Genomic DNA, 12,934 nt, shown 5'->3' on the forward strand with positions numbered 1-12,934 from the left:
TGTGAGCGACAACCAGCTGCGGGTCGTCTGGATCTACCCGGACCTGCTCAGCACCTACGGCGACCAGGGCAACGTCCTGGTGGTGGAGCGCCGGGCCCGCCAGCGCGGCCTCGACGTGGCCCGGCTCGACGTGCGCAGCGACCAGCCGATCCCGACCTCCGGCGACATCTACCTCATCGGCGGCGGCGAGGACCGGCCGCAGCGGCTCGCGGCCGAGCGGCTGCGCCGCGACGGCGGTCTGTACCGGGCGGTGGAGAACGGCGCCATCGTGTTCTCGGTGTGCGCCGGCTACCAGATCCTCGGTCACGAGTTCATCAACGACCTCGGTCAGCGCGAGCCCGGCCTCGGTCTGCTCGACGTGGTCTCGGTGCGCGGCGAGGGCGCGCGGTGCGTCGGTGACGTGCTCGGCGACATCGATCCGCGCCTGGGCCTGCCCCCGCTGACCGGCTTCGAGAACCACCAGGGCGTCACCCATCTGGGTCCGACCGCCCGTCCCTTCGCCCAGGTCCGCTTCGGCAACGGCAACGGCACCGGGGACGGCACGGAGGGCGCGTACAACGACACGGTCTTCGGCACGTACATGCACGGCCCGGTCCTGGCGCGCAACCCGCTCATCGCGGACCTGCTGCTGAAGCTGGCCCTCGACGTCAACGCGCTGCCGCCGACCGACGACCGCTGGTACGAGGCACTGCGCGAGGAGCGCATCGCGGCTGCGCAGCAGCCTGCGTGAGCGCTGTTGCGCAGCAGCCTGCGTGAGCGCTGTTGCGCAGCAGCCTGCGTGAGCGCTGTTGCGCGGCAGCCTGCGTGAGCGCTGTTGCGCGGTCTGTGGGGTGCCGGTCGTCGGTGTGTGCCGGTGGCCCGTCTGACGCCCTGTCCGCACAGGTGAGCGGGGGCGTCCAGGAAGCGGACGCGTGGTTCGGCCCCGTCGCCCGATGCCGCTAGGGTGGCGGGGATCGAGCCGGACAGCGCGGTCCGGTCCCCGCGCCCATGTTGAGAAGGTATTTCGGGCTATGCGCATTGGTGTCCTCACGTCCGGTGGCGACTGCCCCGGCCTGAACGCCGTCATCCGGTCCGTCGTGCACCGCGCCGTCGCCGACCACGGGGACGAGGTCGTGGGTTTCCGGGACGGGTGGAGGGGCCTCCTGGAGTGCGATTACCTCAAGCTCGACCTCGACGCGGTGGGCGGCATCCTCGCTCGCGGCGGCACCATCCTCGGCTCCTCCCGGGTCCGTCCCGAGCATCTGCGGGACGGCGTGGAGCGGGCCCGGGGGCATGTCGGGGAGCTGGGGCTCGACGCGATCATCCCGATCGGCGGCGAGGGCACGCTGAAGGCGGCCCGGCTGCTGTCCGACGCCGGCCTGCCGATAGTCGGTGTGCCGAAGACCATCGACAACGACATCGCCGTCACGGACGTCACCTTCGGCTTCGACACGGCCGTCGGTGTCGCGACCGAGGCCCTGGACCGGTTGAAGACCACCGCCGAGTCCCACCAGCGGGTGCTGATCGTGGAGGTCATGGGCCGCCACACCGGCTGGATCGCGCTGCACTCCGGCATGGCGGCCGGCGCCCACGCCATCGTCGTTCCCGAGCGGCCCTTCGACATCGCCGAGCTGACCGCCAAGGTCGGCGAGCGGTTCGAGGCGGGCAAGCGGTTCGCCATCGTCGTCGCCGCCGAGGGCGCCAAGCCGAAGCCCGGCACCATGGAGTTCGACGAGGGCGGCAAGGACGTCTACGGTCACGAGCGTTTCGCCGGCATCGCCCGCCAGCTCTCCGTCGAGCTGGAGCGGCGTCTGGGCAAGGAGGCCCGGCCGGTGATCCTCGGGCACGTCCAGCGCGGCGGTACGCCGACCGCGTACGACCGGGTGCTCGCCACCCGCTTCGGCTGGCACGCGGTGGAGGCCGCGCACCGCGGCGAGTTCGGCATGATGACCGCGCTGCGCGGCACCGACATCGTGATGGTGCCGCTGGCGGAGGCCGTCGAGACGCTCAAGACGGTGCCGGCGGAGCGGTACGCCGAGGCGGAGTGCGTGCTGTAGGGCCTTCGGCGGGGTCCCTTCGTGAAACCGCCCCCGGCCGCGGCCGCGGCCGGGGGCGGTTCTACTCTGGGTGCGGACAGACAGCGCTCAACCCCCACGAAACAGGAGCCGGCGGATGGATCACAGCGGGCACGGCATGACGATGGATCTGCCGCCGTTCACGCTGGGGCGGGGTCTCGAATGGTCCACGGACCCCTTCTTCCTCGTCGCCTGCCTGCTGGGGCTGGCGCTGTACGGCTGGGGCGTGGCCCGTCTGGTGCGGCGCGGCGACAAGTGGCCGGTGGGCCGCACCGTCGCGTACACGGCGGGCGTGCTGAGCATCGCGCTGATGATGTGCACCAAGCTGAACGACTACGGCATGGTCATGTTCAGTGTGCACATGGTGCAGCACATGGTGATCAGCATGGTGTCGCCGATCCTCATCCTCCTCGGTGCCCCCGTCACGCTGGCGCTGCGCGCCCTGCCGACGGCGGGCCGCGGCCGGAAGGGGCCGCGCGAGCTGCTGCTGATGCTGCTGCACAGCCGCTACATGCGGATCATCACGCATCCCGCGTTCACCATTCCGCTGTTCATCGCGAGTCTGTACGGGCTGTACTTCACGCCGCTCTTCGACTTCCTGATGGAATCCAGGCCGGGGCACATCGCGATGATGGTCCACTTCCTCGCCGTCGGCGTGGTCTTCTTCTGGCCGATCATGGGCGTCGACCCGGGGCCGCACCGGCCGGGCCACCTGATGCGGATGCTGGAGCTGTTCGCGGGCATGCCGTTCCACGCCTTCTTCGGCATCGCGCTGATGATGGGCTCGACCGCCATGGTCGACACGTTCCGGAATCCGCCCGCCTCGCTCGGCATCGACGCCCTCTCGGACCAGAACGCGGCGGGCGGCATCGCCTGGGCGTTCAGTGAGGTCCCGTCCGTCCTGGTGCTCATCGCGCTGCTGTTCCAGTGGTACGCCTCGGAGAAGCGCCAGGCCCGGCGCAAGGACCGGGCCGCCGACCGCGACGGCGACAGGGAGCTGGAGGCGTACAACGCCTACCTGGCCTCGCTGAACGCACGCGGGAACTGAGGGGTCCGCCACACTCCGGAAATCCGGCCCACATCCCGCCGTCCGCACCGCACGAGGGGGGAACGGGGGCACCATGGGGACAACGGACCATGAGGAGGGTGGCGTGATGCCCGGTTCCACGGACGGTTCAACGAAGACGATGGGGGTGCTCACCGTCGGCGGTCTCGTCGCGGTGACGGCCTACACGGTGGCGCTCGGCAGCAACGGCTGGCTGTGGTTCGGCTGGGTCGTCCTGGGCCTGGTCACCCTCGGCATGATCGCCACCACCCGGAGCACCTGAGGCCACGGGGAGCGCCGGCGGCTCACGCGCGGCCGGGCCGGGCCGCCGGGTGCACGCCCGGCTGGTACTTGGGCAGCCGGACGGTGATCTTCATGCCCGCGCCGACGGCGGTCTCGACTACCAGGCCGTGTCCGTCTCCGTAGACCTGGCGGAGGCGGTCGTCGACGTTGGACAGGCCGATGCCGCCCGAGGGGCTCCCTTCGCCCGCGAGGATGCGGCGCAGCAGGCCGGGGTCCATCCCGGCGCCGTCGTCCTCGATGACGACGAGCGCCTCGGCGCCCGCGTCCTGCGCGGTGATCCGGATGTGACGGGTGCCGGACGTGCCCTCCAGGCCGTGCTTGACGGCGTTCTCGACCAGGGGCTGGAGGCAGAGGAAGGGCAGGGCGACCGGCAGTACCTCGGGGGCGATCTGGAGGGTGACGGCCAGGCGGTCGCCGAAGCGTGCCCGGACCAGCGCCAGGTAGTGGTCGATGGCGTGGAGCTCCTCGGCGAGGGTGGTGAAGTCGCCGTGCCGGCGGAACGAGTAGCGGGTGAAGTCGGCGAACTCCAGGAGCAGCTCGCGGGCGCGTTCGGGGTCGGTGCGGACGAACGAGGCGATCACCGAGAGCGAGTTGAAGACGAAGTGCGGGGAGATCTGGGCGCGCAGGGCCTTGATCTCGGCCTCGATGAGGCGGGTGCGGGACCGGTCGAGGTCCGCCAGCTCCAGCTGGACGGAGACCCAGCGGGCCACCTCCCCGGCCGCCCGGACCAGGACGGCCGACTCGCGGGGCGCGCAGGCGACGAGCGCCCCGTGCACCCGGTCGTCGACGGTGAGGGGGGCGACGACGGCCCAGCGCACCGCGCAGTCGGGGTCGTCGCAGGCGAGGGGGAACGCCTCGCCCCGGCCGGTGCGCAGCGGGCCGGCGAGGCGCTCCATGACCGCGGTGCGGTGGTGGGCGCCCGCGCCGTCCCAGACCAGGACCCCCTCGGTGTCCGTCAGGCACAGGGCGTGGGTGCCGAGCAGGGAGCGCAGGGTGCGCGCCGCCTTGCGGGCGGTCTCCTCCGTCAGGCCCGCCCGCAGCGGGGGCGCGGCCAGGGAGGCGGTGTGCAGGGTCTGGAAGGTGGCGTGCTCGACGGGGGTGCCGAGCCCGGCGAGGCTCGCGGGCCGTGCCGTACGGCGTCCCAGCCAGAATCCGGCCGCCAGCAGCGGCAGCACGGCCGCGCACAGCCCGGCCAGGAAACCGCTCACGGCGCCACCTCCTCGCGCAGGTCCTCGGGCAGGTGGAAGCGGGCCAGGATCGCCGCCGTCCCGGCCGGGACCCGGCCCGGTGTGGCCAGCGAGACCAGCGCCATGGTGAGGAAGGCCAGCGGTACCGACCACAGCGCGGGCCAGGCCAGCAGGGCGTGCGGCACCCCGCCGCCGGGGAGGCCCGCCATGGTGGCGGCGACGGCGGCCAGGGCCGAGCCGCCGCCGACCAGCATCCCGGCCGCGGCGCCGGGCGGGGTGAGCCGCCGCCACCAGATGCCGAGGACGAGCAGCGGGCAGAAGGAGGAGGCGGACACGGCGAAGGCGAGGCCGACGGCGTCGGCGGCCGGCAGTCCGCCGACCAGGACGCTCGCCGCGAGCGGGACGGCCATGGCGAGCAGTGTGCCGAGCCGGAAGCTCCGTACGTGCCGGACGCCGCGCGCGGGCAGCACGTCCTGGGTGAGGACGCCCGCCACGGCCATGGTCAGGCCGGACGCCGTGGACAGGAACGCGGCGAAGGCGCCCCCGGCCACCAGGGCGCCCAGGAGGTCGCCGCCCGCTCCCCCGACGGCCCGGCCGGGCAGCAGCAGGACGGCGGCGTCCGCGTCGCCGGTGAGGGCGAGTTCGGGGGCGTAGAGGCGGCCGAGTGCTCCGTAGAGGGGCGGCAGCAGGTAGAAGGCGCCGATCAGGGCGAGGACGGCGACGGTGGTGCGGCGGGCGGCGACGCCGTGCGGGCTGGTGTAGAAGCGGACCACGACGTGCGGCAGGCCCATGGTGCCGAGGAAGGTGGCGAGGATCAGCCCGTAGGTGGCGTACAGGGGGCGGTCCTCGCGGCTCTCGGCCCAGGACGGTGACAGGGCGTCGCCGGTGGTGCGTCCGGCGCCGGGGACGGCGGTACCGGGGGTGAAGGTGAGGCGGGTGCCGCGTTCGACGCGGTGGGTTCCGGCGGGCAGGTCCAGGCGGGTGCCGTCGTGGGTGCGGCCGTCGACGGTGCCCTCGACCGTGACGGTCAGGGGGGCCTTCAGGTCGAGGGTGAGCGTGTCGTCGACGCGGACGGTGCGCTGGTCGCGGAAGGCGGCCGGTTCGTCGAAGGCCCGGTGGGGGGCGCCGTCGCCCTGCCAGGCCAGGACCAGGAAGAGGGCGGGGACGAGCAGGGCGGTCAGTTTCAGCCAGTACTGGAAGGCCTGGACGAAGGTGATGCTGCGCATGCCGCCGGCCGCGACGATCGCGGTGACGACGACGGCGACGATTACGGCGCCCAGCCAGTCGGGCGCCCCGGTCAGCACGGTCAGCGTCAGTCCGGCGCCCTGGAGCTGGGGCAGCAGGTAGAGCCAGCCGACACCGACGACGAAGGCCCCGGCGAGGCGCCGTACCGCCGGGGAGGCGAGGCGGGCCTCGGCGAAGTCGGGCAGGGTGTAGGCGCCCGAGCGGCGCAGCGGGGCGGCGACGAACAGGAGCAGGACCAGGTGGCCGGCGGTGTAGCCGACCGGGTACCAGAGCATGTCGGGGCCCTGGACGAGGACCAGGCCGGCGATGCCGAGGAAGGACGCGGCGGAGAGGTACTCGCCGCTGACGGCGGCGGCGTTCAGGCGGGGGCCGACGGTGCGGGAGGCGACGTAGAAGTCGGAGGTGGTGCGGGAGATGCGCAGGCCGAAGGCGCCCACGAGGACGGTCGCGACGACGACGAGGGCGACGGCGGTGACGGCGTAACCGGAGTTCACGGCGGGTGCGGGGCCTCACGGTCCTCGACCAGGCGGACGAGGTCGCGTTCGTTGCGTTCGGCGCGGCGCACGTACCAGCGGGCGAGGAGGACGAAGGGGAGGTACAGGCCGAAGCCGAGGAGGGCCCATTGCGCGCCGCGGGCCCCGGGCAGCGCCGCGAACAACAGCGGCAGCGGGCCGACGAGCAGCCCGAGCACCGCCAGGGCGGCGAGGGCGGCGCGCAGCTGGGTGCGCATCAGGGAGCGGACGTAGGTGTGGCCGAGGGTGGTCTGCTCGTCGATCTCGGTGCGCGGGCGGTGGGGGCCCGGGACGCGGCGGGGGCGGCGGGGCGGGCCGGTGACGACGACGCGGCGCGGGGCGGATTCCTGGTGCGGCACCGTCACGCCCTCCTCATCAGCAGGTCCCGCAGCTGGCGGGCGTGCCGCCGGCTGACCTGGAGTTCCTCGCCGCCGACCAGGACGCTGACGGCGCCCGCGGTCAGGCGGAGTTCGCCGATGTGACGCAGGGCGACCAGGTGGCGGCGGTGGATGCGGACGAAGCCGCGGGAGCGCCAGCGCTCCTCCAGGGTGGACAGCGGGATGCGGACGAGGTGGCTGCCCCGGGCGGTGTGCAGGCGGGCGTAGTCGCCCTGGGCCTCGACGTGGGTGATGTCGTCGACGGCGACGAAACGGGTGACGCCGCCGAGCTCGACGGGGAGGTGGTCGGGGTCGGGCTCGTGCACCGGGATGCGGGGCACGGCGCCGGGCGGGCCGGCGGCGCACCGTTCGGCGGCGCGGCGGACCGCCTCCGCCAGCCGTTCCCGGCGGACGGGCTTGAGGACGTAGTCGACGGCCTTGAGGTCGAAGGCCTGCACGGCGAAGTCCTCGTGGGCGGTGACGAACACGACCTGCGGCGGCCGGGCGAAGCCGGTCAGCAGCCGGGCGAGGTCCAGGCCGTCCAGGCCCGGCATCCGGATGTCGAGGAAGACCACGTCGAGTGCGTCGGGCCCGTCGGGGCCGCAGGCCAGCGCGCGGTTGATGCGGCGCAGTGCCTCGGTCGCGTCGCCGGCGCCCTCCGCGCTGCCGATCCGGGGGTCGGCGTTGAGCAGGTAGAGCACCTCCTCCAGGGAGGGGCGTTCGTCGTCGACGGCGAGGGCGCGCAGCATGAACGTGGAGTCTAGGAGCAATCCGTACGCCTGCACACGTGTCCGGTGCGGACGCCGGTGCTGGATACAGTGCCCGCATGAACAGCAGGCCGGCGCCCTTCGACGAGCTCGACCGGAAGATCATCACCGCGTTGATGGCGAACGCCAGGACGTCTTTCGCCGAGATCGGCACGGACGTGGGACTGTCGGCGACGGCGGTCAAGCGCCGGGTGGACCGGCTGCGGGAGACCGGGGTGATCACCGGGTTCACGGCGACGGTGAAGCCGTCGGCGCTGGGCTGGCGCACGGAGGCGTACGTGGAGGTGTACTGCGAGGGCGCGGCGCCGCCGCGGCGGCTGGCGGAGGTGGTGCGCAACCATCCGGAGATCACGGCGGCGATGACGGTGACCGGCGGGGCGGACGCGCTGCTGCACGTGCGGGCGCGGGACGTGGAGCACTTCGAGGAGGTGCTGGAGCGGATCCGCGCGGAGCCGTTCATCCGGAAGACGATCAGCGTGATGGTGCTGTCCCATCTGATCCCGGAGAGTCCGGAGGCCGGAGCCAGCCATCCCGCGCCCCGGCACGCAGCAGACCTGCGCTGAGCCGGGGAACAACGCAGTATTGCTGCGCCGACACGCAGCTCTTGTCGCTTGTCGCCTGTCTCCGCCGGTTCCTACCGTGGTGTCATCGCCCAGTCACTCACCGTCAGGAAGCGGAGGCACCCCTCTGTGTCCGACTCCCGTGTGCCGCGCCGGCGGCGCTTCCTCGTCTGCGAACCCAGACACTTCGCCGTGCAGTACGCGATCAACCCCTGGATGCGGCCCGGCGAACCCGTGGACGTCATCCGCGCCCTGGACCAGTGGCAGGCGCTGGTCGACACCTACCGCGCCCACGGCCACACCGTGGAGACCGTGGCGCCGGTGCCCGGCCTGCCGGACATGGTCTTCGCCGCCAACGCGGCCGTCGTGGTGGAGGGCCGGGTCTTCGGCTCCCTCTTCCACGCGCCCGAACGCCGCCCCGAGTCCGTGCCCTACGAGGCGTGGTTCAAGCAGGCGGGGTTCGAGGTCCACCACCCCGAGTCGGTCTGCGAGGGCGAGGGGGACCTGGTGTTCGCGGGCCGCTGGATCCTCGCCGGAACCGGGTTCCGCACCACCCGGAAGGCCCACCGGGAGGCGCAGGAGTTCTTCGGCATCCCGGTGATCGGCCTGACGCTCGTGGACCCGTACTTCTACCACCTGGACACGGCGCTGTTCGTCCTCGACGACGGGAGCGAGGGGGGCGACGGGAACATCGCCTACCACCCCGAGGCGTTCTCGCCGGGCAGCCGCGAGGTGCTCGCCCGGCTGTACCCGGACGCGGTGACCGCCACCCGCGAGGACGCCCTGGCGTTCGGGCTCAACTCCGTCTGCGACGGACGTCACGTGTTCATCTCGCCGGGGGCGACCGCCCTCGCCGGCCGGCTCGCCGAGCGCGGCTACGTCCCCGTCCCCGTCGACCTGTCCGAGTTCCACAAGGCCGGCGGTGGCATCAAGTGCTGCACCCAGGAGATCCGGGAGAACCGCTCATGACCGCATCCGCCGACCGCACGCGCAGCTCGGAGGAGCTCATCCGCGCCGAGGAGCCCGTCCTCGCGCACAACTACCACCCGCTGCCCGTGGTCGTCGCCCGCGCCGAGGGCGCCTGGGTGGAGGACGTGGAGGGCCGCCGCTACCTCGACATGCTCGCCGGGTACTCGGCGCTCAACTTCGGCCACCGCCACCCGGCGCTGATCGAGGCGGCCCACCGCCAGCTCGACCGGCTCACCCTCACCTCCCGGGCCTTCCACAACGACCGGCTCGCCGCCTTCGCCGAACGGCTCGCCGCGCTGACCGGCCAGGACATGGTGCTGCCGATGAACACCGGCGCGGAGGCGGTGGAGAGCGGCATCAAGGTGGCCCGCAAGTGGGCGTACGAGGTGAAGGGCGTCCCGGACGGCCGGGCCACGATCGTGGTCGCGGCGGACAACTTCCACGGCCGTACGACGACGATCGTCGGCTTCTCGACGGACGAGACGGCGCGGTCGGGCTTCGGCCCGTTCGCGCCGGGCTTCCGGATCGTGCCGTACAACGACCTGGCGGCGATGGAGGCGGCGGTCGACGAGACGACGGCGGCCGTGCTGATCGAACCGGTCCAGGGCGAGGCGGGCGTCGTCGTCCCGGACGACGGCTACCTGAGCGGCGTACGGGAGCTGACCCGCCGCGCGGGCTGCCTGTTCGTCGCGGACGAGATCCAGTCCGGCCTCGGGCGCACCGGGCGCACGCTGGCCGTCGAGCACGAGTCCGTCGTCCCGGACCTCGTCCTGCTCGGCAAGGCGCTGGGCGGCGGCATCGTGCCGGTGTCGGCGGTGGTCGGGAGCCGGGAGGTGCTGGGGGTGCTGCGGCCGGGCGAGCACGGCTCGACGTTCGGCGGCAATCCGCTGGCCGCGGCGGTCGGCACGGCGGTGGTGGAGCTGCTGGAGACGGGCGGGTTCCAGCGCCGGGCGGCCGAGCTGGGCGTGGTGCTGCGCGAGGGCCTGGAGGCGCTGGTCGGCAAGGGCGTCGTCGGTTTCCGGGCGCGCGGCCTGTGGGCGGGCGTCGACGTCGACCCGGCCCTCGGCACCGGCCGCGAGGTCAGCGAGCGCCTGATGCGGGAGGGCATCCTCGTCAAGGACACCCACGGCTCCACGATCCGCCTGGCGCCGCCGCTGACCGTCACCGAGGACGAGCTGCGGCAGGCTCTGGGGGCGCTGGAGAAGGTGCTGGCCGCCTGACCGGCGCGGGTCCGCCCTCGGCCGCGGAGGCGGTCCGGGGGCCGGGTGGCGCCGGCTCCCGGACGCGGGCCCGCTACGGAAGGGCCCGGCCGTCCCGGTCGAGCCGCTTCACGTGCGCCACGTTCTCCCGGTCTTCCTCCTCGTCGCCGGCCGTGCCCGCGAACCAGGCGTCGAGGATCTCCTCCAGCAGGGGCCCGGAGGTCAGCCGGAGGCTGAGCGCGAGGACGTTGGCGTCGTTCCAGCGGCGGGCGCCGTCCGCCGTGTAGGCGTCGGTGCACAGGGCCGCGCGGACGCCGGGCACCTTGTTGGCGGCGATCGACGCGCCGGTCCCGGTCCAGCAGCACACCACGGCCTGGTCGGCCAGCCCGGCGGCGACCTCCCGGGCCGCCCGCTCCGAGCACACCGCCCACCGGCTGTCCTCGCCGGGGTGCAGCGCACCGTGCGGGACCACCTCGTGGCCGCGCCGGCGCAGTTCCTCGACGAGGAGGCGGGCGACGGGTTCGTCCATGTCGGAGGAGACGGAGATCCGCATGGGCGGGAGCCTACCGGCCCCGGCCCGGACCCGCGCCGGCCGGCGGTGCCCCGCCACGGGAACCGCCGCCGCGCCTTCGGGCCGGTGCGGTACGCCACGGTCGGTCGGGAGGACATCACAGCCGGACCGTGTCCGCTGTCGTCCTCGCCGGCCGAGGGCCCTTCCTCCTTGCCGGCGCGACCCCCGCGCCGCCCCGGGCACCACTGCCGCCGAGCGACCGGCCGCCGTCCTCCGGGAAACCCGGCGGCGGGCCAGCATGAGCCCGGCCGTACGGGGTCACAGATGACTACAGGCGCGTGTGCGCCGGCTTTCCCGGTCCTGGCTCCGGACAAGCCCACAGCGATGCCGAGCGGTCCCGATGGAGTAAGAGGTGAGCCGTGTTCTACCACCTGCTCAAGTACGTGCTGCTGGGCCCGCTGCTGCGGCTGCTCTTCCGCCCCCGGATCGAGGGCCTGGACCACGTCCCCTCGTCGGGCGCGGCGATCGTCGCCGGAAACCACCTGTCGTTCTCGGACCACTTCCTCATGCCCGCCGTGCTCAAGCGGCGCATCACCTTCCTGGCGAAGGCCGAGTACTTCACGGGACCGGGTCTCAAGGGACGGCTGACCGCGGCCTTCTTCCGCAGCGCGGGGCAGATCCCCGTCGACCGTTCCGGCAAGGAGGCGGGGCAGGCCGCCGTCCGGGAGGGCCTCGGGGTGCTGGGCAGGGGCGAGCTGCTCGGCATCTACCCGGAGGGCACGCGTTCGCACGACGGCCGGCTGTACAAGGGCAAGGTCGGCGTGGCGGTGATGGCCCTCAGGGCCGGGGTGCCGGTGGTGCCCTGCGCGATGATCGGCACGTTCGAGGCGCAGCCGCCGGGCAGGAAGCTCCCCCGCGTCCGCCCCGTGACCATCCGCTTCGGTGAGCCGCTCGACTTCACCCGCTACGCCGGACTGGAACAGGAGAGGGCCGTGCTGCGCGCGGTCACCGACGAGATCATGTACGCGATCCTGTCGCTGTCCGGGCAGGAGTACGTCGACCGGTACGCGGCCGAGGTCAAGGCCGAGGCGGCGCGGCGGGAGCGGGCGGCGAAGGGGCGCCGGGCGCGGCGGGCGCCGCGCGGTTAGCCCCTGCCCCTCCGGGAGGCCGGGCGGTCCGCCGCCGGCAGGCGGACGTACCGAAGTCGCGCCCCGCGTAACCTCTTTCCGTGCCAGCCTCCCGCCTGCATCGTGTCGCCGTCCTCGTGCTCGAGGGCGCGAAACCGCTCGATGTCGGAATTCCCGCGCAGGTCTTCACGACCCGCGCGAGCATGCCGTACGAGGTGCGGGTGTGCGGGGCGGCACCCGGCCTCGTGACCGGCGGCGACGGCCTCGCGTACTACGTCGCCCACGGTCTCGGCGCCCTCGCGTGGGCCGACATCGTCTTCGTCCCCGGCTACCGGCACCCGGACCGCGACGACCCGCCGCGGGCCGTCGTCGACGCGCTGGTGGCCGCCCACGACCGGGGCGCGCGGCTCGCCGCCATCTCGACGGGCGCCTTCGCGCTCGCCGCCACCGGCCTGCTCGACGGCAGGCGCGCCACGACGCACTGGCACTACACGCGGGCCCTCGCGGCCAGGCACCCGCTCGTCCGGGTCGACGAGAACGTGCTGTTCGTCGACGAGGGCAGCGTGCTCACCTCGGCCGGCGCCGCCTCCGGCATCGACCTGTGCCTGCACATCCTGCGCGGCGACCTCGGGGTGGCCGCGTCCAACCACGCGGCCCGGCGCCTGGTCGCGGCCCCCTACCGCAGCGGCGGCCAGGCCCAGTACGTGCCGCGCAGCGTCCCCGAACCGCTCGGCGAGCGCTTCGGCGCCACCCGCGAGTGGGCGCTGCACCGGCTCGGCGAGCCCCTCACCCTCGACATACTGGCGCGGCAGGCGGGGGTGTCGCCGCGCACGTTCTCCCGGCGCTTCGTCGAGGAGACCGGCTACACGCCGATGCAGTGGGTGATGCGCGCCCGCATCGACCTCGCCCGCGAACTGCTCGAACGCTCGCAGCGCAGCGTCGAGCAGATAGCGGCCGACGTCGGTCTGGGCACCGGCGCGAACCTGCGCCTGCACTTCCAGCGCATCCTCGGCACCACACCGAGCGAGTACCGGCGCACCTTCACCCGGGGCGGGTGACCCGCCCGGCAGCGCGTGGC

General features: G+C 73.6%; 14 protein-coding genes. 9 read left to right on the forward strand and 5 right to left on the reverse strand.

The window, feature by feature from the left end; translation table 11 throughout:
- Position 1: 1 nt before the first annotated feature.
- The 4 genes from ACSU6Z_RS03220 (at position 2) to ACSU6Z_RS03235 (ending at position 3,382) form a co-directional block, all read left to right on the forward strand.
- Positions 2 to 730, forward strand: coding sequence for a type 1 glutamine amidotransferase (locus tag ACSU6Z_RS03220; protein ID WP_437021635.1), 729 nt, complete (start codon positions 2 to 4; stop codon positions 728 to 730).
- Between the two features lie 280 nt (positions 731 to 1,010).
- Positions 1,011 to 2,036, forward strand: coding sequence for a 6-phosphofructokinase (locus ACSU6Z_RS03225; RefSeq protein WP_437042651.1), 1,026 nt, complete (start codon positions 1,011 to 1,013; stop codon positions 2,034 to 2,036).
- Between the two features lie 115 nt (positions 2,037 to 2,151).
- Positions 2,152 to 3,102, forward strand: coding sequence for a cytochrome c oxidase assembly protein (locus ACSU6Z_RS03230; protein ID WP_437042653.1), 951 nt, complete (start codon positions 2,152 to 2,154; stop codon positions 3,100 to 3,102).
- 106 nt (positions 3,103 to 3,208) lie between these two features.
- Complete coding sequence (locus ACSU6Z_RS03235; RefSeq protein ID WP_437042655.1) at positions 3,209 to 3,382, forward strand: hypothetical protein; 174 nt, start codon at positions 3,209 to 3,211, stop codon at positions 3,380 to 3,382.
- Between the two features lie 22 nt (positions 3,383 to 3,404).
- Here the strand turns inward: ACSU6Z_RS03235 and ACSU6Z_RS03240 are convergent, their stop codons facing one another.
- From ACSU6Z_RS03240 to ACSU6Z_RS03255, 4 genes are read right to left on the reverse strand one after another with little or no spacing between them, the layout of a single operon-like run.
- A complete protein-coding gene (locus ACSU6Z_RS03240) occupies positions 3,405 to 4,610 on the reverse strand; it encodes a sensor histidine kinase (RefSeq protein ID WP_437042657.1) in 1,206 nt (401 codons plus the stop codon).
- Positions 4,607 to 6,328 (reverse strand): cation acetate symporter, encoded by a 1,722-nt coding sequence (locus ACSU6Z_RS03245; protein ID WP_437042658.1) that lies wholly within the window; start codon positions 6,326 to 6,328, stop codon positions 4,607 to 4,609. Before ACSU6Z_RS03245 ends, ACSU6Z_RS03240 begins: the two co-directional genes overlap by 4 nt.
- Positions 6,325 to 6,711 (reverse strand): hypothetical protein, encoded by a 387-nt coding sequence (locus ACSU6Z_RS03250; protein ID WP_437042660.1) that lies wholly within the window; start codon positions 6,709 to 6,711, stop codon positions 6,325 to 6,327. Before ACSU6Z_RS03250 ends, ACSU6Z_RS03245 begins: the two co-directional genes overlap by 4 nt.
- Positions 6,708 to 7,472 (reverse strand): LytR/AlgR family response regulator transcription factor, encoded by a 765-nt coding sequence (locus ACSU6Z_RS03255; protein WP_437042663.1) that lies wholly within the window; start codon positions 7,470 to 7,472, stop codon positions 6,708 to 6,710. The genes ACSU6Z_RS03250 and ACSU6Z_RS03255 overlap by 4 nt, the downstream gene beginning before the upstream one ends.
- 77 nt (positions 7,473 to 7,549) lie before the next feature.
- Between ACSU6Z_RS03255 and ACSU6Z_RS03260 the strand changes: the two genes are divergently transcribed.
- The 3 genes from ACSU6Z_RS03260 (at position 7,550) to rocD (ending at position 10,239) form a co-directional block, all read left to right on the forward strand.
- The gene (locus tag ACSU6Z_RS03260) at positions 7,550 to 8,053 is read left to right on the forward strand and encodes an Lrp/AsnC family transcriptional regulator (protein ID WP_437042665.1); all 504 of its coding nucleotides are present in this window, start codon (positions 7,550 to 7,552) and stop codon (positions 8,051 to 8,053) included.
- A gap of 126 nt (positions 8,054 to 8,179) precedes the next feature.
- Positions 8,180 to 9,019 carry a dimethylargininase gene (gene ddaH, locus ACSU6Z_RS03265; protein WP_437042667.1) on the forward strand — a complete coding sequence of 280 codons (840 nt, stop codon included), beginning with the start codon at positions 8,180 to 8,182 and terminating at the stop codon, positions 9,017 to 9,019.
- Positions 9,016 to 10,239, forward strand: a complete 1,224-nt coding sequence (gene rocD / locus ACSU6Z_RS03270) for an ornithine--oxo-acid transaminase (RefSeq protein ID WP_437042669.1) — start codon at positions 9,016 to 9,018, stop codon at positions 10,237 to 10,239. The genes ddaH and rocD overlap by 4 nt, the downstream gene beginning before the upstream one ends.
- A 73-nt stretch (positions 10,240 to 10,312) precedes the next feature.
- Here the strand turns inward: rocD and ACSU6Z_RS03275 are convergent, their stop codons facing one another.
- Positions 10,313 to 10,771: an RpiB/LacA/LacB family sugar-phosphate isomerase gene (locus tag ACSU6Z_RS03275; RefSeq protein WP_437042670.1), complete on the reverse strand. Its 459-nt coding sequence runs from the start codon at positions 10,769 to 10,771 to the stop codon at positions 10,313 to 10,315.
- A gap of 377 nt (positions 10,772 to 11,148) precedes the next feature.
- Here ACSU6Z_RS03275 and ACSU6Z_RS03280 point away from each other — a divergent pair, with 377 nt between their 5' ends.
- Together ACSU6Z_RS03280 and ACSU6Z_RS03285 are read left to right on the forward strand one after the other, a co-directional pair.
- Positions 11,149 to 11,877, forward strand: coding sequence for a lysophospholipid acyltransferase family protein (locus ACSU6Z_RS03280; RefSeq protein WP_437042672.1), 729 nt, complete (start codon positions 11,149 to 11,151; stop codon positions 11,875 to 11,877).
- Positions 11,878 to 11,957: 80 nt separating this feature from the next.
- On the forward strand, positions 11,958 to 12,914 hold the full coding sequence (locus tag ACSU6Z_RS03285) for a GlxA family transcriptional regulator (RefSeq protein WP_437042675.1): 957 nt from the start codon (positions 11,958 to 11,960) through the stop codon (positions 12,912 to 12,914).
- Positions 12,915 to 12,934: the final 20 nt, after the last annotated feature.

Source organism: Streptomyces sp. enrichment culture (assembly GCF_964273145.1).
Lineage (GTDB): Bacteria > Actinomycetota > Actinomycetes > Streptomycetales > Streptomycetaceae > Streptomyces.

Coding starts and splice junctions, on each gene's coding strand:
- ACSU6Z_RS03225 (WP_437042651.1), top strand. CDS start 1,011: ATGCGCATTGGTGTCCTCACGTCCGGTGGCGACTGCCCCGGCCTGAAC.
- ACSU6Z_RS03255 (WP_437042663.1), bottom strand. CDS start 7,472: ATGCTGCGCGCCCTCGCCGTCGACGACGAACGCCCCTCCCTGGAGGAG.
- ACSU6Z_RS03275 (WP_437042670.1), bottom strand. CDS start 10,771: ATGCGGATCTCCGTCTCCTCCGACATGGACGAACCCGTCGCCCGCCTC.
- ACSU6Z_RS03235 (WP_437042655.1), top strand. CDS start 3,209: ATGCCCGGTTCCACGGACGGTTCAACGAAGACGATGGGGGTGCTCACC.
- rocD (WP_437042669.1), top strand. CDS start 9,016: ATGACCGCATCCGCCGACCGCACGCGCAGCTCGGAGGAGCTCATCCGC.
- ACSU6Z_RS03260 (WP_437042665.1), top strand. CDS start 7,550: ATGAACAGCAGGCCGGCGCCCTTCGACGAGCTCGACCGGAAGATCATC.
- ACSU6Z_RS03230 (WP_437042653.1), top strand. CDS start 2,152: ATGGATCACAGCGGGCACGGCATGACGATGGATCTGCCGCCGTTCACG.